We start from the raw sequence: 24,284 nt of genomic DNA on the forward strand, positions 1-24,284 counted from the left end.
GCGGTACCACCCAACTTGAGGACATACTTCATCCTCCGTCTTAAGACCGTTAACGGCTGTCGACCGTTTGCTGCTACTTAACGTTCACAGCAAATGCTCAAGGAAGTAATTCATCAAAACTATGTGTACCGATTCGCACCAATCATCGGCTCTCTAAAACAGGGATAGTTTGACTACTTTAGTCCTCTCATTGCTTTCCTAAAAAAATTCATGTTACTGATTTTTTATCATATATAACATGCTATGTCAAGTTCATCATCCTATGAATGCTCCCCCACCTAAAATGCTAACGTATTTTTAAGGAAGGGGTTTCTGTCGTATCAATGTGTTCACCTATAAGTTCTACGCGAACTTAAACGATTAACGAGCAGTGGGGCTGTCACATCGGTGGACTACACACACCCAGACCCTCTATCCCATTAGTCTTGCCGTTGGGACTTCTTTTTTACATAATTATTGTTTTGGGGCTCCAAACATTCACGTTTTCCATATTGAAATCCGTTTCTTTTGTTAATCGCAACCAAGCCTTTTTCAAAATATTAGCTGCGCCATTTACATCGGCATTGATAAACCCATTACGACTTGAAAGATATAATCCTCTTTTTATACGTTTACCGGAGAAGTGTTGCTTTCTATCGCTCTCACCATAAGTTGGGAGATCGTCACCATCCAGAAAACTTGCTTTGGACGTGTAGGATTCCTCCGTTATAGCGACTTTAATTCCATGTTGCGATGCTTTGTATGTAATTATGCTGATCAATAAACCGTGGGGAATACTCACAAAAGTTTGGTTGTTTCTTTTGCCAATGGTACTCTTTTGTTTCCACGCTTTGTTTTGTCCAATGATGATGGTATGGGTGTTTTCTTCTAACGCGATTTTTATCACTTCTGAACTTGCCTTATGAAAAATATCCTTTATTTTAAGGAGTCTTTTTTGATGTAATCTTTCTAATCGTTCAGAAGTAAAAGAACCTTCATTCGATTGTTTTCCCTGTCGTAAAATACTAAGTAGATGGGCTTTCTTTTTGTTGTAGTATTGATTGATAGATTTGACATGTTTGCCCTTGACTAATAGGGGTGCTCGTCCCGTATTTGTCACAATGGTTGCAAGATTATCGATTCCTAAATCAATACTCATAAACCTACCGTTATCTTCTAATTCTGTGTTTTCAAAAGGGATCTCCATCACTAACTCTACAACGTATTGGTTGTACTTCGGAATCACACGAACTTGTTTTAACCGACCTTCAGCAAAACCAAGTTTTCCAATATTTAGTTCTTCTTTTGTTTTGGGAAACTTTAAGAACTTCTTGTTTTTAATGACGCAATCTTGATTGGTAAAAGTCATTTCTTTTTCTGCTGCCCGACTGTATGTAGGGATTTTTGGTTTAACTTTGTATTTAGAAGGATTTTGCTTGTAATCTTTTAAACTCGCATAAAACGATTTCCAGTTTTGAAAGACTACCTTCATTACAGATTGACTGGCTTGCACAGGAAGAGAGCGATAATCTTTTTGTGAAACGACTTTAAATAAAGCATCCAAAAAATGATAGTTTACGTAAGGTTGCTCTTTTGATGGTTTGGTAAAAAGATGACATGTCACTTCTGTTTGTTTTTCTTTCGGTTTGGCTTTTTGTCTCTTTACACTCTTTTGATAAGCCAAAAGTTGAACATCATTCATCCGATCTATTTTTTTATCAATGGTATCCAAGACTTCTTTTTGTAAAGGCTGCCATTCTTTATCTTGTGTAAGTCCTGTGTAAACCTGGCGTATGTAGAAATTAGTGGTGTTATACATGTTCTTAGCATTTTGAGTCATATTTTGAAAATACCCATACATACGATGTCCTTTTTTAATCCAAATTTGGTGCGTTTTATACTTCTTTTTTTCTTCGTTTTCCTTTGTCATATTTTCTCACCTCCTATATCCATTATACCAAACATACGTTTCCCATCACTAATAATACGATTTATTTTGAAAAATAAAAACTGCCCATTCACCCCCTCCTTCATTTTTTATCAAAAATTTGAAGCAGGGGTACTCTTGGCAAAATGATAGAAATACTTGAAAATCCCCCTTCTAAATACGGATATATGCTATAATGTATCTGATTTCAGGGGGTATGATAGATGAAAAATAATGAAAATGAACCTATATCATTTTGGTTGAAATTCACCGATTTCTTCCGTAGTAAAACAACGCAAAAATACTCCAGAGTTACATATCATGTAGTTTGGAACATCCTGCTTTTGTTTATTATAGTCCTTGTTTTAGGATTTTCCTTTGCTGGCGGTGTAGGTGCAGGTTATTTTGCCGCTTTAGTCAAAGATGAGCCGATTCGCACAAAAGATGAACTCAAAAAAGATATTTATAATTATGAAGAAGCATCAGACTTATATTTTGCTGATAACATTTTTCTCGGGAAGTTAAAGTCCGATCTTGAGCGCGAAGAAATAACCATTGATGAAATGTCACCACACTTACTAAACGCCATCATTGCAACAGAGGATGAATATTTTAATGAGCATGAAGGTGTCGTACCTAAAGCCGTTATGCGCGCCATTTTTCAAGAAATGACAAATGCACCCGTTCAATCCGGCGGAAGTACATTAACACAGCAATTGATCAAAAACCAAATATTAACGAATGAAGTATCCTTTGATAGGAAAGCGAAAGAAATCTTACTCGCACTTCGAGTGGAAAATTTCTTAGAAAAAGATGAAATTCTTCAAACATACCTAAACGTATCAACCTTTGGCAGGAATTCCTCCGGCCAGAATATCGCGGGTGTCCAATCGGCAGCTAAAGGAATCTTTGGAATCGACGCAAAAGACCTTTCCATTCCACAAGCAGCATTTATCGCCGGTCTACCGCAAAGTCCTTTTCGTTATACGCCTTATACGCAAAAAGCTGAGTTGAAAAGTCCAGAAGGTATTGAACCAGGATTGCTCAGAATGAAAACCGTACTTAAAAGAATGCGTGATGGAAATTATCTTACTGAACAAGAATACAAAGATGCCCTGAATTATGATATTACGAAAGACTTTATTGGACCGAAAACAGCACCATCTAAAGTATATCCATGGTTGGTCGTAGAACTTGAAGAACGAGCAATCGAGGTTCTGTCGAAAATTCTTGCAGAGCAATCTGGATATGAAAAAGCGGATTTAGAAAAAGATAATGATTTAAAAGAACAATATACAACACTAGCAAGAAGAGAACTGAAACAGAATAATTACAAAGTCTTTTCAACCATTAACAAAGATATGTATGATAAGATGCAAAAAGTCGTTAAAAACTATGAATATTATGGCAGAGATAAGCCCCAAGAAGTGACCGACCCTGAATCTGGTGAAAAAGTCACTGTTCAGGAACCAGTCGAAACAGGAGCCATTCTCATTGAAAACAAAACAGGAAAGATTCTTTCTTTCGTCGGCGGTCGTAATTTTGATCGAGAACAGACCAATCATGCGACATCAGCCAAAAGACCAAACGGATCGACGATGAAGCCGCTTCTAGTATATGCACCTGCATTTGAACTAGGATATATCTCACCTGGATCTATCGGAATTAATGTACCTATTTCAATTCGTGGCTGGCAACCGAAAAATGCCGGAGAAGGGTATACTGGATTAACCAACGCACGGGAGGCACTCGTTAGATCCTATAATATCCCAACTGTAAGCTATTATATGGGCATCTTAAATCAACGCCCTGCAACCTATCTTGATAAAATGGGCTTTACCTCGTTAATTGATATCGACTATTCAATCCCTTCCTTAGCGTTAGGAACACCTACAAATGGGGTAACGGTTGAAGAAAATGTGAATGCATTTACAACATTTGCTAATGACGGACAATTCATCGACGCCTACATGATCGACAAAATCGAAGCAAAAGATGGCACAGTCATTTATCAACACGAAGCGGCTCCGGTAGAAGTCTTTTCACCGCAAACTGCTTATCTTACACTAGATATTATGCGAGATGTTATATCAAATGGAACAGCACGGTACTTAAATGGAAGGTTATCTTTCTCATCTGACTGGGCTGGAAAAACAGGAACGACGAATAATACAGAAGATGCTTGGTTCGTTGCTACAAACCCGAACATAACATTTGGAACATGGATTGGTTATGATACACCAAAGAGAATTGATAATAGATATAAAGGACTTACGTATAGCCAACGAAATATTAAGCTGTGGGCAAGTTTAGTCAACTCAGCTTACAGTGTAAATCCTGATCTCATTGGACCTAAAGGCAAATTTGAAAAACCAGCAGGTGTTGTGACCCGTTCCTTCTGTTCAATATCAGGTTTACTTCCATCTGATGCTTGTTCAAATGCCGGATTGGTCGAAACGGATCTATTCAATGTAAAATATGTCCCAACAAAAGTAGATCATAGCTTTATTAATGGACAATATGTCTATGCTGGTGGTGGTCGCTACTTAGCACAATCATCAACACCAAGCGAATTTACAAGTGGCGGCTACATGCTAAATCCTGAGTATCTCGATAAAATCGGTGGAAATTACATTAAAAATATAAACGATTTACTATCTAAATATAACACTACCGGGAATATGATTGTTACCGGTTCAACACTTTCTGATAACGGTAAGGCGCCTGCTGCACCAACCCTTGCATTAAACGGAAGCAGCATTAATTGGAATTCTCATCCTGAAAGAGATGTTGTCGGATACAGAATCTATAGTAATGGTCAAAGAGTCGCCAGTATTCGTTCCAACGAAAGCCTAGCATTCAGCATTCAAAACGGAACGTATTATGTGACAGCTGTTGATATCGTTGGTAAAGAATCACCTCCTTCTAACGCAGTTACTAAACAAGAAGTGAAAAAGCAGGAGATTCCAAGTGAAACAGTAGACACTAGCGAAGAGCAAACAAATCAAGAAGCGAAGCCAGAAGAAAAACCGGTTGAAAAACCAGTAGAAACAATCCCTGAGGGTACTACCCCAGAGACACCTACAGAGCAACCAGCCAATCCTGAGAATCAGGGAGTATAAACAAAAAACGAGGCTGTCCCGTAAAAAGGGGCAACCTCGTTTTTTTCAGGTTTGTTGTAAATTCACGCTTCAAGAGATTGTTTAAAAAGCAAAAAGAATGCCGGCAACACTGTCGACATTCTTCTACCTTTTTTACGCCTCTACTTCAATCGATGTAGACTCATTAAAGTAAGCATCTTTATCCAAATCACCAGTTACTTTACTAGTAAGCACACCAGCAGTCATACTTCCACTTACATTCAGTGCTGTACGTCCCATATCAATTAACGGTTCGACTGAAATAAGCACACCAGCAAGTGCAACTGGAAGATCCATCGCCGATAAGACAATCAATGCGGCAAAAGTTGCTCCGCCACCAACACCAGCGACGCCAAACGAACTGATGGCAACAACAAGTATCAGGGTCACGATAAACGAAGGTGATAATGGATTAATCCCAACAGTAGGTGCGACCATTACAGCTAGCATCGCCGGATAAACGCCGGCACAACCGTTTTGACCAATCGATAATCCGAACGATCCAGCAAAGTTTGCGATCCCATCAGAAACCCCTAATTGTTTCTGCGTTTTAATATTTAACGGCAATGCGCCTGCACTTGATCTAGATGTGAAGGCAAACGTTAGTACCGGAAATGCTTTTTTCAAGTATTTTACTGGACTTAATCCACTTAAAGACAGCATCAACAAGTGAATCAAGAACATAATGATTAATGCAACATAAGAAGCAACGACAAATTTACCTAGTTTATAAATGGCATCAAGATCACTTGTTGCAACCGTGTTTGTCATAATCGCCAAGATACCGTATGGTGTTAATCGTAGGATTAAGGTAACGACACGCATAATTAACGAATAAAAGACATCCACGATTTTTGCAAACATTTCTGCATGCTCTGGTTGTTTCCTTTTCACTCCCAGAAAAGCAAAGCCCAGAAATGCGGCGAAGATAACAACCGCGATCGTTGAAGTCGAGCGAGCACCCGTTAAATCAAGGAACGGATTAGCAGGGAAAAATTCAAGAATTTGCTGTGGCATTGTTTTCCCTTCGAGTGAAGCGCCAAATTTCTCTTCCAGTTGAAGACCACGATCCATCTCTGCTTGACCTTGTTCAATTTGTACAGCTTCTAAATTGAATACTGTAGCAGATCCAATTCCGATTGCCGCCGCAATAGCCGTTGTACCGATTAGAATGCCTAAAATTAATGCACTGACTTTCCCAATATTATTAGTAAGCTTTAACTTTGTAAACGCTGAAATAATCGAAATGAAGACAAGTGGCATAACAATCATTTGCAGGAATTTCACATACCCGCTACCGATAATGCTGAACCAGCCAACTGAAGAAGCAATGACTTCAGAATCTGGGCTTGAGAAAAGTTGTAGAACGAATCCAAATACAACCCCCAAACCTAATCCGGTAAACACTCTTACCGTAAATGACATATGCTTCTTTTGCATATAAAATAAAACAGATACTAATACTAGCATAATAGCAATATTTAATAGAACATATCCTAACATGTATACTCCTCCTGAACCATTATAGTTTCTTATTCGTATAAGATAAGTTGGTTTTGATCTTTCATTACTATAATACGATTTACATTAGATTACTAGTACTTTGCTTAAATAATTTTTTTGAAATAATGCGAACCTTCCATCAGTCGTTTTTCCCCACTGTTCACTAGTCCCGCTCTACCGCCACTACTACCTCGTTAAGCGAGGATACACTTCAAAATGATGGCAATCGCAAAAGTGCAACAATATAGCCTGGTGTAGATTTCCTTAGTGTATTACAGTCAGTTAAACCAGATAAAAAAATCCTCTTAAGCACTCACAAAATGCCTTAGAGGATCTTTCTATTTTACGTATTATTAATCTTCCATTGAAGACAAATCTCCTGTTGGTAAATCAAGCTCCCATGCTTTAAGCACACGGCGCATAATTTTTCCGCTTCGTGTTTTTGGTAATTTTTCGCGGAATTCAATTTCCCTTGGAGCCGCGTGAGCTGCTAGTCCTTGCTTAACAAATGTTCGAATTTCTTCGATTAACTCTTGTGTAGGCTCATATCCATCTCGGAGCGCGATGAACGCTTTAATAATTTCCCCACGTACTGGATCTGGCTTACCGATGACACCTGCTTCTGCAACGGCTGGATGCTCCACAAGTTTGCTCTCTACTTCAAATGGTCCTACACGTTCGCCTGACGTCATGATCACATCATCGACACGACCTTGGAACCAGAAATAGCCTTCTTCATCCATATACGCAGAATCTCCTGACACATACCAGTCTCCCGGCATAAAGTAAGACTCATATTTTTGCTCATTATTCCAAATCGTCTGCATCATAGACGGCCAGCCCTTCTTAATCGCTAGATTCCCCATTCGATGCGGAGGAAGCACATTTCCTTGATCATCGACAATCGCAGCCTGAACCCCAGGAATCGGTTTACCCATGGAACCTGGTTTAATGAGCATGCTCGGATAATTACAAATTAATTGTGCTCCTGTTTCTGTCATCCACCAGGTATCATGAATTCTCTTATTAAAGACCTTCATCCCCCATCGGACAACCTCAGGATTCAACGGCTCACCCACACTTAGAACATGACGCAATGAACGTAAATCGTATTGCTTCACAGCTTCATCTCCCGCACCCATCAGCATGCGGAATGCAGTTGGAGCACTATACCAAACCGTTACTCCATAATCTTCAATCGTTTTATACCAGGCTTCTGGTTTAAAACGACCGCCTACTACTACATTCGACGTTCCCGTTAGCCACGGCCCAAATATGCCATAAGAAGTCCCTGTTATCCAGCCAGGATCTGCGGTGCACCAATATACATCCTCTTCTTGCAAATCCAGTACCCATTTAGCAGTTTGATAGTGCTGTATCATGGCATTATGTACGTGCAGTACACCTTTTGGGTTCCCCGTCGAACCAGATGTATAATGAAGAATCACTCCATCGGTCCGGTCCACCCATTCAATCGCGAAGTTCTGATCTGCTTCTGCTACTTTTTTCATAAAATCATACTGCGTGTCGGTTTCTTCAATATTTTCGCCAACAAGAAAAATATGTTTTAAATCGGGAAGCTCATCTACAGGAACGCGCGATAATAAAGCCTGCGTTGTAATTAACACTTTAGCTCCACTATCAGTCAAACGATCCCGAACAGCGCCCTCCATAAAAGCTTCAAAGAGCGGGCCGACAATTGCACCTGTTTTGATCGCGCCGAGCACCGCAAAATAAAGCTCTGGTGAACGTGGCATAAAAATAAACACACGATCGCCTTTACTGACATTCCCATACTCCTTAATTACGTTCGCTGCTTTATTTGACCATTCTTTCATTTCCTTAAATGTATACTTTTCGGCACGTTGATCATCTTTATAATAGAGGGCCACTTTATTTTTCCGGAATGACTCAGCGTGGCGATCGATTGCTTCATATGCAAGATTTACCTTTCCTGTTTTAGACCAAGTAAATTCCTTCTCGACTTCAGACCAGTCGAAATGCTTGTAAGTATTCTCATAATCTTTTAGATTATAATCCCCTTTTACTGATGGTAACGCTTCCAATTTCATAAATATTCATCCCCCTTTGCATACTTTCTAGACTGATTATAATATAATTAACCTTTTTTCACAATTTTTTTAATATTCTATTGTTTTATGTATAATGAAAGTAACAGTTTTTTAGGTGGTGAAAATGTGGAACACAACAAGACGTATCACAGAATAGAAGTTACAACAATGCAACAGACATTAATTATCGAAGGGCCGATAACAGCAACTGAACTACAATCTTATGAATTCCACAAGGACTTAGTTGCATTTCGTCCCGCAACACAGCAACATCAAGCTTTAATTGAAATTGCGGATCTTCCTGAAGGCCGGATTATCATTGCCCGAAGTGAGAACATAGTCGTCGGCTATGTGACCTACTTATATCCAGACCCGCTAGAGCGATGGTCTGAGATTGAAATGCCGGATTTGCTTGAACTTGGAGCCATTGAAGTCATCCCCGATTTCCGTGGAGCTTCTGTCGGAAAAAATTTAATACGAGCATCCATGATGGATGAAAGCATGGAAAATTATATCATTATAACGACGGAATATTATTGGCATTGGGATTTAAAAGGAACAGGCTTGAATGTGTGGGAGTACCGAAAAGTGATGGAAAAAATGATGAACGCTGGTGGGCTTGTTTATTATGCAACAGATGATCCTGAAATAAGCTCACATCCAGCTAATTGCTTAATGGCGCGAATTGGCAAACACATTCCCCTTGAGTCCGTTCAGAAATTTGATCGGCTGAGATTTATGAATCGTTTCATGTATTAATGTTTATGTACGTTTAGGAAGAATTGAAAGGATGATTGCACAAATCAAGAAACAGGTTATCATCAATCTTACCAAGATCCTCATCATACTATGGCCTGACTTGTTGCTATCACACATACGCCTACCTCGTTTTCGATTTGAAGGAAAAGATCTGAACAATGTTGGCGTACTGTATGAAGTATTAGCCATTTTCGGGAAAGTAATCAGGTTTTACGGCCCACTGCAAAAAGGAGTTAATCATGAAAAAAGATGCCATATTCATTTATTCAGATGAGCTATTAACATACAAATTCCATGATCATCACCCTTTCAACCAAAAGCGGCTAGAGCTCACCCTTGATTTATTACGAGCGCATGAAGCAATAGCTGAGGAAGATATCATTAAACCAAGAATAGCGACAGACGAAGAGCTTCAATTGATTCATGACCCCAAATATGTAAACGCAGTCAAACTTGCCGGCCTTGGAAAGCTCTCTTTAGAAAAAGCGGAGAATTTTGGCCTTGGCACCGAGGACACGCCTATTTTCAAACATATGCATGAAGCAAGTGCGTTATTGGTCGGCGGCACCCTGCAAGCTTGTGATTATGTCATGACAGGACAAGCCAAGCACGCTTTAAATCTAGGTGGTGGTCTACATCACGGTTTTCGGGGAAAAGCTGCTGGGTTTTGCATCTATAATGACAGCTCTGTAGCCATTAAATATTTGCAACAAAAATATCATGCGCGCGTTTTATACATTGATACTGACGCCCATCATGGTGATGGCGTGCAATGGGCCTTCTACGATGATCCAGATGTCTGTACGTTATCGATTCATGAAACAGGGCGTTATTTATTTCCCGGTACTGGAAATATTCATGAACGCGGACAAGGGAATGGCTATTGTTTCACGTTCAATATTCCTGTTGATGCGTTTACAGAAGATGATTCTTGGCTTGATGCCTACCGAACTTCTTTTAAAGAAGTTATTGAGTATTTCAAGCCCGATGTAATCCTTACTCAAAATGGCGCAGATTCACATTATTACGATCCTTTAACACATTTATCAGCCACCATGCGGATTTTCAAAGAAATTCCCAAGCTTGCCCATGAACTCGCCCATCAATATTGCGGGGGGCGCTGGATTGCTGTGGGGGGTGGCGGCTATGATATTTGGCGGGTCGTACCGAGAGCTTGGTCATTTATTTGGTTGGAGATGACCGATAATAATAAAAATTCAGGACCATTGCCACAAAATTGGATTAAACGTTGGCAAACAGAGACATCTGTCACACTCCCAGCTACTTGGGAGGATCCAGAAGATATCTATAAACCGATACCTAGACGAGAGGAAATAACAGAGACAAATGCACAAACCGTTTCAAAAGCATTATATCCCATTCGGGCAAACAAATCGGCTTCACCATAGGAATTCATACGCCTAAACAGCACAAAATACCTATGAGCGTCTGCTCTAAAGTCCAACAAAAAGGTTCAGGTTCTAAAAACAGTATCGCCTTATGAAGGTGGCAGTGCGGAACTGATTTTGCGAAGTCCCGCCCCTTTTCCACAGAAAAAAGAGGCTGTCTCATTAAAGCCCTAACCTCGTAATCCATACAGCATATTTACCAGTATGCTGTATGGATTACGAGGTCTAACAATAGCTTTTGAGACAGCCCCAAATCTTCTTATTTTGTTGATTGTCTTTCTTCAATTCGATGAGGAAGAATAACAGCCTCTTGTCCTTCGACTGTTTCTTTGTTCATCAATTTCGTCAGCAATCTCATTGAAACAGCCCCGATATCATAAAGTGGCTGGACAACAGTTGTGACATGCGGACGCACCATTAAAGTCAGACGTGTATTATCAAAACTGATAACTTGGAGATCTTCCGGGACATTGTAGCCTTTATCTTGCGCGCCATGAACAATTCCAAGTGCCATCTCATCTGTACCAGCAATAATCGCAGTCGGTTTAGATTGAGATTCAAGTAGTTTGTCTAATGATTCGATTCCTGAATCATAGGTATAATCCCCTTCAACAATCCATTCTTCGTTATACGAAATATTAGCAGCTTCTAATCCACGCTTATAGCCATCTAACTTCTTTTTCGTAATTGGATCTTCAAGGTTACCGCCAACAAAAGCAATTTGAGTATGCCCTTTCCCTGTAAATGTCGATACTGCATCAAATGCTGCAGCTTCATAGTCGATATTAACAGATGGAATTTGCTTCGTATCCTCAACCGTTCCCGCAAGCACGATCGGAACAGGTGACTTTTGGAACTCTGTAATATGAGTCTCCGTAATGTTAGATCCCATGAATACAATTCCATCCACTTGTTTCCCAAGCATCGTATTCAATAAATGTAACTCTTTATCTTGATTTTCATCAGAGTTACTCAAGATGATATTATACTTGTACATCGTGGCAATATCCTCAATCCCACGTGCCAATTCCGCATAGAAAATGCTTGAAATATCGGGTATAATCACACCAACCGTTGTTGTTTTTTTACTTGCTAGTCCTCTGGCAACAGCGTTTGGACGATACCCCAATCGATCAATGACTTCCGATACTTTCTTCCTTGTTGCTGGTTTAACATTTGGGTTGCCGTTGACAACACGAGATACGGTCGCCATAGAAACACTTGCTTCACGCGCAACATCATAAATTGTAATATTATTCACCAAACCACTCCTTCACTACTATCATTTTGCATTTACTTATTCTAGATACCTAAATTCATTGAAATAATTATAATTTCTTACTTTATCCTGTTCAACTAACAACCAGTGTGGAACTACACCCCACTAGTGGTAGTTTCACTTTATTAAAAGTATACATGCCAAGTCAAAAAGGCACTGTCCCTATCTTTTAAACATTATGAGATTTCATGCCGTACACTATAAACGTCTTTTTAGAAAAACATACAAATTATAACATACTTTTCGACAAAACTCTCTATTCATTCCTAGAAAATAGTTAATAACTAGATGTTGTTTAGTAAAGATTCCTTTAATCATACGATAAGTAGCGCATTACTGCAACGTATCTATCTATTATTTGCATACAAACCTTATGAATTGATTTTTTTTATAAAAATATAACAATAAAGTCGTTTAAATCTTAAGTTCTGCATTAAATAATTTTTGTAAATTCTTTTGCCTGTACATCCAACGCTTCGGCTGATGATGAAATTTGTGTGAAATCCTTCATCGCTACTTGAATTTTCATTTGGCTTTTTTCAACATTTTTATCTACACGATATATACCATTCGTGATATTTTCGATTTCTTTTATGATAGCCTCAATACTGTCTCGCACTTCTATTATAGAATGTTCTACTTTTGAGGAAAGCTTACGTACTTCTTTAGCGACTACATCAAACCCGCGACCATACTCACCAGCACGTGCTGCCTCAATTGCTGCATTGAGAGCTAATAAATTAGTCTGCGCCGCAACATCACGAATCGTTTTTACGATGCCTCTGATTGAATCCGCCTTCTTTTGTAGTCCATTTAAAGTATTCGTGTTCTCTACAGACACTTCAGCAATTCTGTTGATGCCGATAAGAAGTTCTTTGCTACGTTGCATACCCATTTCAGCACTATCACTCAATTCCTCTGCCATTTTCTGTAAACTATCCGCCGATTGCGAAATCATATTTTGCCTTTCTGTTATATTCGTTGCCACTTTCAAAATACCTATAACAGTTCGGTCATCTTCACCTAATATAGGCATATATGTTGCTTCCAGCCACACTCGGTTTCCTTCTGCGTCCATTCGCTCAATTTTATCTTGGAATTTTTTACCAGATAATAATTCTCGCCAAAACGATTCATATTGCGGACTATTCACAAAGTCCCGAAAACAAAAGTTCCTGTGATGCAAACCATACATTTCCTCTTTTTGTAGCCCATAGTTCGAGCAAAAATGTCGTTGACATAAACAACATGGCGATCAAAATCAAAACGAATAATTGCTAAATTAGAATCTATTGCCTTAAATATGCCAATACGTCCTTTACTTCTTCATGTCGTACAATCATTCAAATCCCCCTGTTGTTCTAAGAAAATTGGACACTCTATTTTTCCTAATCCCTTTTCAATAGATTAGATCATGTCCGAAACAGTATAATAAATATAAGGATCTTGCCATTAACAATGATCACGCCAGAATACTGATGTTCGAAATTCTATCAAAACCTAAACAGGACAATGGAATGGGTTCAGTAGCTCGCTATGCAATCTCCTACTGTTCCAGGCAATGATCACTTGCTTCCATATCACGTTATCCATCCATTCTGCTAGGTTAGATTCTGTTATAAATAGTAGAAGATCCGTTCAAACAGCGTAGAAGCAAATATACTCTATTACTGATGTCGTTCTTAAACAACTTTATTATGATGAAACATTAACTGCTATTCCTGAAGAACAAAATTATTCGCTTATTGAATTAAAGAATCCAACAGTTATAGAAGTAAACATGGTCTAGATCTTTCAGATGTTTAATACATCATTGAATCTTAGCTAAGAATTGTTCTTTAAATACGGTTGACATTTCTTCAGCAGTAATAGGTCGGCTAAAAAAGTATCCTTGGGCTTCGTTACATTGTCTTTGTTGGAGGAAATGAAGTTGTTCTAACGTCTCGACACCTTCGGCAATCACTTTTAGATCTAGGTTATGAGCCATATTAATAATAGTATCAACAAGGGAAGCATCCTTAAGATCAGTAAAAATATTCGAGGTAAAAGTCTGATCAATCTTTAAAGTATCGATGGGGAAAGTTTTTAGATAGCTTAGGGAAGAGTAACCCGTTCCAAAATCATCTATTGATAAATGAATCCCCATTTCTTTTAATTGATGCATTGTGGAAATCGCATGCTTCGAATCTTGGATAATACTTTCCGTGAGCTCAAGCTCAAGATACTTGGAATCAAGTCCCGTTTCCTTTAGCGTTTTGCTGACCATTCCAACTAAATTACTTTGTTGAAATTGACGGGAAGAAATATTAACAGCTATTCTCACAGGTGGAAACCCCTTATTCTGCCAAGATTTATTTTGAAGACACGCCTCATAAAGTACCCACTCGCCTATTGGAATGATTAATCCAGTTTCCTCCGCTAAAGGGATAAAATCAGCAGGAGAGATCGTTCCCCACTCAGGATGCTGCCAGCGGATAAGAGCTTCCAGACCAATCAATTCCCCGGAATTTACATCAACTTGAGGTTGGTAATGAATCATAAATTCATCACGCTTCAACGCTTTCCGTAATCCAATCTCTAACTGCATTTTTTTTGAAACCATTTCGTTCATATCAGGTGTGTAAAACTGAAAGCTATTTTTCCCTTGCTCCTTTACACGGTACATGGCCGTATCAGCATTTTTAATCAAAGTCTCTATATCCCTACCATCGGACGGATATAGAGCAATCCCAATTGATGGTGTCACAAACATCTCATGCTCATTTAGCACAATTGTGTGACTGAATAAATTTACTATTTTCTGAGCACCTTTAGTAACGTCTTCAGATGTAGTATTGGGAAGGAGAACAATAAACTCATCTCCACCTTGACGGCAAACTGTATCCATTTTACCCACACAGGCTTGAATACGCTTGGCAACCTCAATCAATAAGTGATCACCTACAGCATGTCCTAACGTGTCATTAACGAACTTAAAACGATCCAAATCGATAAACATAATACCAATAATATGCTTATTTTCATTTGCCTGATCAAGTGCTTGAGTGAGGCGATCATTTAATAAATGACGATTGGGCAGTCCTGTCAAATGGTCACGATAAACCATTTGGTTGATTTTTTCTTCAGCCTGTTTTCGTTCGGTGATATCTCGAATAATGCTGCTGAAGTAGAAATTCCCTTCCTCTTGCCAAGTGGCAAGGGAGAGCTCTATCGGAAATTCATCTCCATCTTTCCTGATTCCTTGTAATTCGACCGTTTTTCCAATGACACGGGGTTCACCTGTAGAAAGGTAACGTTCCATCCCCTTTTGATGAGCTTCTCTGAATCGTTCGGGTATAATGATCTGTAGTTTTTTACCCAAGACTTCTTTATCCTGATATCCAAAAATGAATTGGGCTCCTTTGTTCCATGAAATAATGGCACCCTTGCTATCGGCTAAAATAATGGCATCGTTAGCAGACTCTATTACTGAGCGAAACTTTCTTTCTGACTCTATGGATTGAGACTCAAATCGTTTTTCAATAAAAGTACTAATGAACACCAATCCTAATATGATTAGCATGCCTATTCCAATAGAATAGGCTAAAAGGGTACTATCGAATGTTGGTCCTGACACGCTAAGTTGATGATGATGAGGTTTGAACTTTGCAGCTGACATTCCTGTATAGTGCATACCCGATATAGCCATCCCCATGATTAGAGCACTGGCTGCTTTTCTTCTCCAAATTCGTGGTGCGTTGGAATTTTGACTTATAAAAAACAATAGATATAAAGCCACTAATGAAGCGATAAAAGCGATGATGGCGGAAAGAGTCCATAGAAAGGGATTATACTCAATAGACGCCCCCATCTCCATCGCTTCCATCCCTGTGTAATGCATGGACACAATTCCTATGGCCATAAAAAGAGCACCTAGGATAACTTGTGTTGTACTCATAGAAGGTCTACTTACAATAAATAAAGCTAATCCAGAGGACGTAACGGCAGGGAAAATCGAAAGAATGACCAATGGTAAATTGTATGTGACTGGGATTGACAAGTGATAAGCCAACATCGCTATAAAATGCATGGACCATATGCCCATCCCCATCGCAAACGCTCCACCAAAAAACCATATGAATCGTGCAAAACCTTTTGCCTTATTTATTCGAATTCCTAGATCTAGTGCAGCAAATGAATCAATAATAGCGATAATAATAGAAAGAAGAACAAGAGGTAGATGATAGGTACTTGATATTATTTCCATATAATATATTTTATGCCTCCTTTTAGGTAGCAAAATAACACCAACCACGAACCAAAACTCACTCCAAAATCAAAGTTCCATTAAAACGACTGAAAATCATTTTTTGGAAGGGCTTAGTTACGTAAAACAGTCCATTTGCTTAGCGTACAAAAATGCGAAATGTTTACGAGACCCGATTTATTAATAACATACCTATCTCTATCATTTTTCAGACAATTTATACTACCAAATTATATTAAAAACTAAGTCTTTTGTCACATTTATAATAGAACACAGACCAAGTAAATGTAAAAATCAAGATATTTTCTGGTGTTCAGTGAAAATAAAGTTGTTTTCTCAAACGACGTAAAGCCACATTCTTCCATTGAAAAGTAAGCGTAAAATAATCCCTAACTGTCAAAAAAACAGATGGGGATTTATTTTACGCTTACGTCCTTTACACTAGTAGCAATAGGTAAGCCTTTGAAGTCATCTCCAGCTTTTCCCCTGCTCCGCACCGAACGTGCTAGTTTCCCAGCATTCGGCGCTCCATCTATCGATGTATACTGGATTATAAGTTCTTCGTTACCCTTAGACGTGAGATTAATCTACCTTTTCAAGCCCACATTCCATTCGGTATTGGTTTAGTTTCTTTATCATTGAAAAATTTAAACCGAATTTCTGTATTTCTGATGTGATTATTTCTGTATTTTTACGATGCACTAGCCGATGGATGTCCCTATGAAGGATGCGAAGATTGTTGAATCTGTCCGTTCCTCCAAGATGTGTTGGTACATAATGATGGCAGTGAACTTCATTAGCGGTTAGATTCCAACCTGTGATTTCACATTTTCCAATCTTCATACTAAAACGGCTGATGCGATTATCCATATACTCAACCGTCCTACCTGGAAGATTTGCCTTCATTAGTCTGCTGATTTCTAGGCTGACATTCGGCTTCAGTTTATCGTAAATTCTCTTTCTGCCTTCCTCCGTAAAAAGGGATAGGGTTGGACTAAAGTTCATTGCATTTACTGTTCTAACGTCCCCAATCGGAAACAGGTGGACTCCTGCGATTTTGAACGTTTTAACTTGTGTGCTATAGAACTTTTTGTAAGCAGTACTAGGATTGATTGGATGTCCATATTTCCCCACGGGACGAAGGCGATTATACAGAAAGGCTTTTAATTCGTAGGCAAGACGTGAGAATTCTAGATTGACATGTGTAGCTCGGTTAAAATAATTGTGAATGCCTAAAACAAAACTGTTAAAGCGTAAAACATTTTGAGTGGTAGGGGATGCTTTTATCCGTAGGATATGGATTTTAGCTTGTTCTTTGAGTTTCTCCCGCTTCTTCCGTTTAATGCCCGTGTGGGCAACTCTTTTACTTCTCTTCTTATTCGCTTTAATTGTAAAACCTAAGAATTCGGATTCTCTTTTTCGCAAATTTACGATTTGCGATTTTTCCGGTGAAATGTCTAGTTTTAACCGTTCCTTGAGGTATGATCTAACCGCGTGATACCACTTTTGAGCCGTTTTCCCATCTCGGCAGAGAATTTTAAAATCATCCGCGTAGCGGACAAGGTACCCTTCTTTGAGACTTGTGCGTTTCTTAGCGTACCTTTCTCCAGCCTTAGATTTATAGTTTTTCGAGAGAGGGAAGAACTCCCATTGGTCAGCAACCCACTGGTCTAGGTCGTTTAGTACCACGTTCGATAATAGAGTTGATAAAATCCCACCCTGAGGGACGCCTTTAGATGGTACACCTTCTTTATCAATTTCGGCCTTTAGCATTTTAGATATGCAGGCTAACACTGTTCTATCATGAATGCCTAAATTCCATAATTGTTTGATAAGAAGTGTATGATTCACATTATCGAAAAACCCTTTAATATCAAGCGCAACTACATAATGTAGCTGCGCTTGATTAATTAAAAATTGTACTCTTGCCATGGCATGATGAGTAGACCTTAACGGTCTAAAGCCATAGCTGTGTTTGTAAAAATGGGCTTCAGCAATTGGCTCAAGAACCTGTTTAAAACACTGTTGAATGATACGGTCAAGAATACATGGAATTCCAAGCGGTCTTAGATTACCATTTTCCTTTTCAATCCATTTTCTTCTGACCTTCTTAGGTTGATAGTTCTCTAGTTTTGTTTGAATTACACTCACTAATTCATTTTCCGTGAGCTCCTTGATATCATTGATGGTTTTTCCATCTGTACCAGGTGTTTTAGCCCCTTTGTTAGATTTAATTTTACGAAAAGCCAATAGGATGTTCTCTCTGGATGTGATGATTTCATAGATATGGCTGAAAATATCCTTATTACTAGCTTTTTCATATAAATCCGTAAAGGTTTCCGTCATATTGTAGTAATCCCAATATCTCAAAGTTGACACTGTGGCATCCCTCCTAATGGGTGATGTTCCCACATTCTTACCCGATCGGTGTCATTCACGTGAAGAAAATAATCGTTCTCATTCGTTAGACTTGGGGCTGTTCCTCCACTCCCATTACAGAAGTTTCGTCGGTCGTACCCCTACCTTCACAAGAGCAAATGCATTTCGGTTTTCACCTTATAGCAACCGTTAAGGATGACAGTCCTTGTTTCAACGTCTCTTGGTTCCCAAGTACCTTACAACATAGCTATCCGTTCTAGACGTAGGTGCTTCCTTTAAACCTGTGAGCTGGATACCGCCATTGTTCAGTATAATGTATTTCAGAGGGCCAAATTTTACTCTACACCACTCACCCCATCGTAGGATGGGACATAGCTTTCACTATGTTCAATCTATAGACCCTTAAATTCAGAAGTTCGTCAGTTCCTTTAGAGGGGAACATCCTCACCCTATCTAGTTTTTCAGCCACCCGGCATATCGGTTGGCATACCTTTTCCATAGGAATGGCTTTAGCTTTCCTTCTGCCGACTCTACCTGTGCTTCGAACCCCATGAACTGTCTTTCATGACGCACGCAGGAGTCTTGATGAGATAGTTTCAGAAAACATGGCTTCGTCATTCCTATCCTCCGTTGTAAAGTTGAAGCTAATTTCATAAACTTCCTGTGTTTTCACGCCATAAGGCGTTTATCACAGAACTTGTCGCGCTGGCCCGATTGTGGAAAAACATAATGGGCATTTTTAAATAACTTTATTGCACATGTAACAACTTTATTATGTTTTAAACGACTTTATTGTCAATCAACAGAAAAACGACAATACGTTCGAATGTCCTCGCCTTTTTTTCAAGACACGAGAAAAAAGAGAGGTTGTCCCAAAAGCGTCTGACCTCCCACTCTATACACCGTTTATTGTATCATTTAAACAATGTATAGGAGATGTGGTGTCTAACTCTTTTATTATGGGACAGCCTCTCTTTAGTAAATCAATTTATACAGTTACTCTAGTCATCATTTTTTGAATTTCTTTATAAAACTCATCAAACTGTTTGAAGTCCATTTGCTGCGCAGAGTCAGATAGTGCGACTGCTGGATCAGGGTGAACTTCTGCCATTACCCCATCTGCACCAATTGCTATAGCTGCTTTTGCAGTTGGAAGCAATAGATCACGGCGACCAGTTGAATGTGTAACATCAACCATGACAGGTAAATGCGTTTCTTGTTTTAAAATTGGAACAGCTGAAATATCTAATGTATTTCTCGTTGCTCTTTCATACGTACGAATTCCACGCTCACAAAGAATGATGTTCCCATTTCCTTGTGCCATGATATATTCAGCTGCATGGATGAACTCATCAATCGTAGCGGCAAGTCCGCGTTTTAAAAGAACTGGTTTATTCACCTTTCCAGCAGCTTTTAATAAATCAAAGTTTTGCATATTTCGTGCACCGATTTGAATTACATCAACATAATCAAGCGCTGTTTCAATATCATTCGCGCTGACAATTTCACTGATAACAGCTAAGTCGTACTTATCACCAACTTGCTTCAATATTTTTAATCCTTCAAGGCCAAGACCTTGGAAATCATATGGAGAAGTACGAGGTTTATAAGCACCACCGCGAAGTAGTTTAAGACCTTTTGCTTTGACTACTTCAGCAACTTGAGCAACTTGTTCGTACGATTCAACGGCGCAAGGACCAAACACAAAGCTTGGAATACCGTTCCCAACTAGCTCGCCCTTCAAGTCAACCACTGTATTTTCCGCTTTTTTCTGACGAGATACAAGCAACGCTTTCTTCTGATTCTCTTCTTGTAAACCTAGACCCATTTTAAAGATTTCTTTGAAAATATGTTTAAGTGATGCAAGATCTAGTGGTCCTTGGTTATGATCTTCAATTGAATCTAACATTTTTCGTTCACGAACCGGATCATATCGGTTAATCCCTTGTTTTTCTTTCACTTGGCCAATTTCTTGTACAAGTTCAGCACGTTTGTTAATAAGATGTAATAACTCCAAATTCACATCATCTAGTTTCTCACGCAAAAGTTCCAAATCATTATTACTCAAAATAATCCACCCTTTCCTTTCCGGTTAACTAATTAAAAAAACAGAGCTGCTTCATGATTTATGAGAGGCTGGCAAGTTTTTATCATTCACGTCCGGAATCTGTTATGAATTGAAAAAATATGTTACTGTTTTTATATAATTTCATTTATTATAAATGAAAATTTTTGAATTGTCACTATTTTTTTCTTTATTAATTAAACGCTTTTAAGCATTAAAGTATATTTCAGTCTAAAGAAGGTGTTCTTTGTGCACGAAAAACGATTCGCGCTTGATATTGGTACTCGTTCCGTTGTAGGAATTATTTTAGAAAAAACGGCTGATTCATTTGAAGTAACAGATATTGTTTCAATGGAACATCGTGAACGGGCTATGCTCGACGGACAAATCCACGATGTGATCGCTGTCTCGAAGGTCATTCAAGCCATTAAAGACACATTGGAAAAGAAACACGGCAAACTTACCAGTGTATCGGTGGCTGCTGCCGGACGTGCACTTAAAACAGAGCGTGCCGCAATTAGCATTGATATTAATGGAAAACCGATGCTCCAGCACGATGATATTCTTCATCTTGAATTAAGCGCCGTTCAAATAGCGCAAGCCGTTGTGGCTGAAAAAAACAACTCCAATTCAAGCCATCATTATTATTGTGTCGGATACTCTGTTTTATATTATCGACTTGATGGTCAAGAAATCACAAGCTTAATCGATCAAAGTGGCGAACAAGCCTCTGTTGAAATTATTGCAACCTTCCTTCCAAAAGTGGTTGTTGAAAGCTTACTTGCCGCTTTGAAACGAGCAGATTTACATATGCAAGCATTGACGCTTGAACCAATTGCTGCCATCAATGTACTGATCCCACAGTCGATGAGAAGACTAAATGTCGCACTCGTGGATATCGGAGCTGGGACTTCTGACATTGCCTTAACAGACTCAGGAACCGTAATTGCCTATGGTATGGTACCGATTGCTGGCGATGAAATTACTGAAGCCATCAGTGACTCATTTCTACTCGATTTTCCGTTAGCAGAAACCGCTAAGAGGCAGTTGATTGATCAGGATATGATAACTGTAACCGATATTCTAGGGTTTGAGACGGAAATACCAAGGACTGAAGTAATCGAAAGCATCATGCCTTCCATTGAAAAATTGGCAGATGCTATTTGCGAGGAAATTTTTTCTTTAAATAACAATAAGTCACCAAAGGCTGTGATGCTAGTTGGCGGTGGCAGTCTAACCCCCAAGCTTCCTGAAATTCTGGCCGACAAATTAAATCTTCCGAAAAATCGTGTCGCGATCCGAGGAATTGAAGCCATTGGACAGCTCACAATTGCCAATCATGTACACCGTGGTCCTGAGCTCGTAACACCAATCGGCATTGCTATAGCCGCTCACAAAAGTCCGATTCAATATATGGGCGTGAATGTGAACGGTCAAACGATCCGTCTCTTTGATATGAAAGAAATGACAGTAGGGGATTGTTTGCTAACTGCGGGGATAAAATTGAATAAATTGTATGGAAGACCTGGCATGGCCATGATGGTTGAGTTCAACGGCCAATTAATTACAATTCCAGGTGAGCATGGGACAAAACCGATCCTAACAATAAACCGCAAGGACGTATCATTAGATTACATCGTTCAAGATGGCGATGTAATCACAGTCCAGCAAGGGGAAGATGGTCGGTCACCTAGATTGGCGATTATTGACCTTTCAGATGGATTGCCAAGTAAACAGGTCACGATCCATGGCGTTTCGCACATCATTTATGCCGAACTACGCCGTAATGATCAGATTGTTACAGGAGAGGAATCCCTTCATGACAATGATAAAATAACATGCACGATGCCAGGAACACTAGAAGAACTTTTTACTAAGACCAATCAAGAACATCTGTTGAGAAGTTTACAGCCATTTACGGTTAACGTGAATGAAAAGGAAGTTCCCCTCCCTTTATTCGGTGGTAAGATTGTCAAAAACGGTATTCTAACAAATCCTGCAAGTTCATACGAAGATGGTGATGTAATTGAAATGATCCAGTCGTCCCGGCCACTTACTACTGACTTGGCATATGCGATGAACGTTCAGCTCACATATTCGATCCCGGTTGCATTCAACGGAAAAAAACTACAGCTAACGAAGAAGCTCGCTCAGTTTTATCGTAATGGACAGCCCCTAACGAATGAAGATGTCATCAACCAGGGGGATATGATTACCCTCGTTCAACATAAAATGGGGCCGTTTATTTTTCAGGATGTATTCATGCATATTGACATTGACATGCCAGAACACACAAATGGAGGATTTCTGTTACTCAAAAACAATCAAGAAACAACCTTCAACGAAACGCTTGCTCCTGGAGATGAACTAAACATCCTTTGGCCGACATTATCACCGAAATAAAGAAAAAAAGGTCAGACCTTACACTTTATATACCGTTTATTAAATCATATAAACGATTTATAAGAGATATGGGTCTGGCCATTCATTACAATATATCTTCTTGTTAACTTTAATCCCTTACTGCCTCTGTCAGCGAATCCACAGTGATTCTCCAATGTGACTCATTCCAAGCAGGCTTGCCAGCTTTAAAATAAATCGCTTGTGGTGATTGGTGTTTCACATCGAAGTTTTCCGCAATATAAGCAGAAAGCGGACGTGCTTCCTGAACAGCTAAATAAGCTGTCTTAACATTATTGTGCTCATCATCAATATACCTTTGATACTCTGTAAAGGCCTCCGCGCTAACAGGGCACGTTAAACTATGCTTAAAGAGAAGGAATGAATCCTCTTTAACTAATTCATTAAACTGTTCTTCTGTTTCAATTTTCACTAATGTCATCTCAGCAACTCCTTTTTAGGTATGATCACAAAAAACCGACGCTGAAATTAGCCTATCATTTCAGCGTCGGTTTTGACAAATTTACTGTTTATACTTCGTTTCTGTTTCTTCAAATGCCTTTTCAGTCTCATCAAGCAGTTGAGCCGCACTTTTGTTACCCTTATTAGGATCCTTAGCTGTTGACTTTTCTGCATCTGGTACATGTTTCACTTCAACACTTTTGATTTTTGAACGATGACCGAAACTTCCTTTATCATCTGCCAAACTTTCGATACCTTCTTTTTTACTTAATTCTTCTCCTGCTTTAACGCCAGGCTTTAAGCTTGATACTTTATCCAATAAGTCAGAACCTTTATCACTCACAAGCTGTGTTACAGAACTGCTTTTTTCTTTAGCCGTTTCGGCAATTCCGTTGCCTTTTTCAATCGCAACACGACGAAGTTTTTCTGTTTTCTCACTTATTGATTTCGCTTGTTCAGTGACGTCGATCCTCAATTCTTTCCCCGTTTTAGGAGCCATGAATAAGGCACAGCAAGCACCAATAACGCCTCCAACCACAGCCCCAACGATAAATCCTGAAGAGTTACCAGAATTACGCTCTTCATTTGCCCTTTCGTAATCCTTCGTATAATCCTTAACCGGGAATTCTTTTTGTGCCATGTTCATTCTCCTCTCAACTCTGTA

The 24,284-nt window shown here is 39.2% G+C and carries 14 protein-coding genes and 1 other annotated feature (1 of these 15 only partly in view); of the genes, 4 read left to right on the forward strand and 10 right to left on the reverse strand.

All coding sequences use genetic code 11. From position 1 onward, the window contains the following. Positions 1 to 200: a binding site (T-box leader), on the reverse strand; it reaches 19 nt to the left of the window's first position. A gap of 245 nt (positions 201 to 445) precedes the next feature. Further along, positions 446 to 1,909, reverse strand: coding sequence for an RNA-guided endonuclease InsQ/TnpB family protein (locus AC1MGI_RS20535; protein WP_480347463.1), 1,464 nt, complete (start codon positions 1,907 to 1,909; stop codon positions 446 to 448). 221 nt (positions 1,910 to 2,130) lie between these two features. Here AC1MGI_RS20535 and AC1MGI_RS20540 point away from each other — a divergent pair, with 221 nt between their 5' ends. Then, on the forward strand, positions 2,131 to 5,028 hold the full coding sequence (locus AC1MGI_RS20540) for a transglycosylase domain-containing protein (RefSeq protein WP_480347465.1): 2,898 nt from the start codon (positions 2,131 to 2,133) through the stop codon (positions 5,026 to 5,028). A gap of 132 nt (positions 5,029 to 5,160) precedes the next feature. On the opposite strand, the gene AC1MGI_RS20545 is transcribed toward AC1MGI_RS20540, so the two are convergent. Then, entirely contained in the window at positions 5,161 to 6,549 is a 1,389-nt protein-coding gene (locus AC1MGI_RS20545; RefSeq protein WP_480347466.1) for an L-cystine transporter, read from the reverse strand. Between the two features lie 353 nt (positions 6,550 to 6,902). Continuing rightward, positions 6,903 to 8,621 carry an acetate--CoA ligase gene (acsA, locus tag AC1MGI_RS20550; RefSeq protein WP_480347468.1) on the reverse strand — a complete coding sequence of 573 codons (1,719 nt, stop codon included), beginning with the start codon at positions 8,619 to 8,621 and terminating at the stop codon, positions 6,903 to 6,905. A 126-nt stretch (positions 8,622 to 8,747) separates the two neighbouring features. Between acsA and AC1MGI_RS20555 the strand changes: the two genes are divergently transcribed. Then, a complete protein-coding gene (locus AC1MGI_RS20555) occupies positions 8,748 to 9,380 on the forward strand; it encodes a GNAT family N-acetyltransferase (protein ID WP_480347470.1) in 633 nt (210 codons plus the stop codon). A gap of 239 nt (positions 9,381 to 9,619) precedes the next feature. Beyond that, on the forward strand, positions 9,620 to 10,789 hold the full coding sequence (locus AC1MGI_RS20560; RefSeq protein WP_480347472.1) for an acetoin utilization protein AcuC: 1,170 nt from the start codon (positions 9,620 to 9,622) through the stop codon (positions 10,787 to 10,789). 259 nt (positions 10,790 to 11,048) lie between these two features. On the opposite strand, the gene ccpA is transcribed toward AC1MGI_RS20560, so the two are convergent. From ccpA to AC1MGI_RS20585, 5 genes are all read right to left on the reverse strand, one after another. Beyond that, a complete protein-coding gene (ccpA, locus tag AC1MGI_RS20565; RefSeq protein WP_480347474.1) occupies positions 11,049 to 12,050 on the reverse strand; it encodes a catabolite control protein A in 1,002 nt (333 codons plus the stop codon). A gap of 451 nt (positions 12,051 to 12,501) precedes the next feature. Beyond that, entirely contained in the window at positions 12,502 to 13,263 is a 762-nt protein-coding gene (locus AC1MGI_RS20570; protein ID WP_480347476.1) for a methyl-accepting chemotaxis protein, read from the reverse strand. A 615-nt stretch (positions 13,264 to 13,878) separates the two neighbouring features. Then, a complete protein-coding gene (locus AC1MGI_RS20575) occupies positions 13,879 to 16,362 on the reverse strand; it encodes an EAL domain-containing protein (RefSeq protein WP_480347478.1) in 2,484 nt (827 codons plus the stop codon). Positions 16,363 to 16,896: 534 nt separating this feature from the next. Beyond that, entirely contained in the window at positions 16,897 to 18,693 is a 1,797-nt protein-coding gene (gene ltrA, locus AC1MGI_RS20580; RefSeq protein ID WP_480345917.1) for a group II intron reverse transcriptase/maturase, read from the reverse strand. 988 nt (positions 18,694 to 19,681) lie between these two features. Then, positions 19,682 to 20,761 carry a bifunctional 3-deoxy-7-phosphoheptulonate synthase/chorismate mutase gene (locus AC1MGI_RS20585; RefSeq protein WP_480347480.1) on the reverse strand — a complete coding sequence of 360 codons (1,080 nt, stop codon included), beginning with the start codon at positions 20,759 to 20,761 and terminating at the stop codon, positions 19,682 to 19,684. A gap of 246 nt (positions 20,762 to 21,007) precedes the next feature. Between AC1MGI_RS20585 and AC1MGI_RS20590 the strand changes: the two genes are divergently transcribed. Beyond that, the gene (locus AC1MGI_RS20590) at positions 21,008 to 23,161 is read left to right on the forward strand and encodes a cell division protein FtsA (RefSeq protein WP_480347482.1); all 2,154 of its coding nucleotides are present in this window, start codon (positions 21,008 to 21,010) and stop codon (positions 23,159 to 23,161) included. 109 nt (positions 23,162 to 23,270) lie between these two features. Here the strand turns inward: AC1MGI_RS20590 and ytxJ are convergent, their stop codons facing one another. Then, on the reverse strand, positions 23,271 to 23,600 hold the full coding sequence (gene ytxJ, locus AC1MGI_RS20595; protein WP_480347484.1) for a bacillithiol system redox-active protein YtxJ: 330 nt from the start codon (positions 23,598 to 23,600) through the stop codon (positions 23,271 to 23,273). Positions 23,601 to 23,681: 81 nt separating this feature from the next. Further along, complete coding sequence (locus AC1MGI_RS20600; RefSeq protein WP_480347485.1) at positions 23,682 to 24,260, reverse strand: YtxH domain-containing protein; 579 nt, start codon at positions 24,258 to 24,260, stop codon at positions 23,682 to 23,684. Positions 24,261 to 24,284 lie beyond the last annotated feature (24 nt).

This window comes from Peribacillus sp. BM1 (assembly GCF_056679975.1).

What these genes read in the sequence shown, in the direction of transcription:
- AC1MGI_RS20535 (WP_480347463.1), bottom strand. Translation starts at nt 1,909, where the DNA reads ATGACAAAGGAAAACGAAGAAAAAAAGAAGTATAAAACGCACCAAATT.
- AC1MGI_RS20540 (WP_480347465.1), top strand. Translation starts at nt 2,131, where the DNA reads ATGAAAAATAATGAAAATGAACCTATATCATTTTGGTTGAAATTCACC.
- AC1MGI_RS20545 (WP_480347466.1), bottom strand. Translation starts at nt 6,549, where the DNA reads ATGTTAGGATATGTTCTATTAAATATTGCTATTATGCTAGTATTAGTA.
- acsA (WP_480347468.1), bottom strand. Translation starts at nt 8,621, where the DNA reads ATGAAATTGGAAGCGTTACCATCAGTAAAAGGGGATTATAATCTAAAA.
- AC1MGI_RS20560 (WP_480347472.1), top strand. Translation starts at nt 9,620, where the DNA reads ATGAAAAAAGATGCCATATTCATTTATTCAGATGAGCTATTAACATAC.
- AC1MGI_RS20570 (WP_480347476.1), bottom strand. Translation starts at nt 13,263, where the DNA reads ATGTATGGTTTGCATCACAGGAACTTTTGTTTTCGGGACTTTGTGAAT.
- ytxJ (WP_480347484.1), bottom strand. Translation starts at nt 23,600, where the DNA reads ATGACATTAGTGAAAATTGAAACAGAAGAACAGTTTAATGAATTAGTT.
- AC1MGI_RS20600 (WP_480347485.1), bottom strand. Translation starts at nt 24,260, where the DNA reads ATGGCACAAAAAGAATTCCCGGTTAAGGATTATACGAAGGATTACGAA.